Source organism: Stakelama flava, from assembly GCF_019351405.1.
Classification (GTDB): Bacteria; Pseudomonadota; Alphaproteobacteria; order Sphingomonadales; family Sphingomonadaceae; genus Sphingomonas; species Sphingomonas flava_A.
In genome coordinates, this window is sequence record NZ_JAHWZX010000033.1 from 1 (window position 1) to 838 (window position 838).

Genomic DNA, 838 nt, shown 5'->3' on the forward strand with positions numbered 1-838 from the left:
TAATACCAGAGCGCATTGATCAGAACCCATGTGCCCATTGTCGCAGTCCGATGGACATGATGGGCAATGGCTGGTCGGCAAGCTTGTTCCAGGCGTGGCAGCAATGGTCGACGATATCGTCGCAGGACCGAAAGATGCGGTTCGACAGTCAGTTGTCGCGTATGAACTGCCAGACGTTCTCGACCGGGTTGAGCTTCGGGCAGCGCGGCGGCAGCGGCAGCAGGGTGATGTTGTCAGGAATGACAAGGTCGTTGGCACTGTGCCACCCGGCCTGGTCGAGGAGGATGATCGCATGGGCTCCGGGCGTGATGTGGAAGGCGATCTCTTCCAGATGCATGCCCCCAGTCTGTCTTTGGGCCTCGGTGTTGCAGCGAGGCATGACGATACCGGCGGCCTTGCCCTTGGCCGGGCAGATAGCGCCGAACAGCCAGGCGGAAGCCCGGCGCTGGTCTCTGGGTGCCGAAGGGCGGGTGCCGCGTCTGGCCCAGCGGCGGGTCAGCTTGGTCTGCTGACCGATCCGCGCCTCGTCCTGCCACCACAGCTCTATGGCCGTGCCGCGCGGGAGCGTCTGCCGGATCGCTGCCAGGCGGTCGGCGAAGTCTTTTTAAAAACGGCGATATCGTCCGGCTTCTGACCACGATGGCGCGGCCGGGCCGAGAGCTTGCGATAACCGAGCGCGCGAAGCTCGCGGCTGAGCGTATGGCGGGCAACCGACAGGCCGAACTCGTCCCAAACCCATTGCGCCAGATCGACCAGGCGCCAGCGCACGACGCCGTGCGCAGCGGGGATCGGACCCGCTTCGACCTGCTCGGCGAGTTGGGTGCGCTGTTCCTCGTTC

General features: G+C 64.7%; 1 pseudogene. It reads right to left on the reverse strand.

The window, feature by feature from the left end:
• Positions 1-19: 19 nt before the first annotated feature.
• Positions 20-838, reverse strand: a pseudogene (locus tag KY084_RS16550) (IS630 family transposase); the annotation flags it as partial.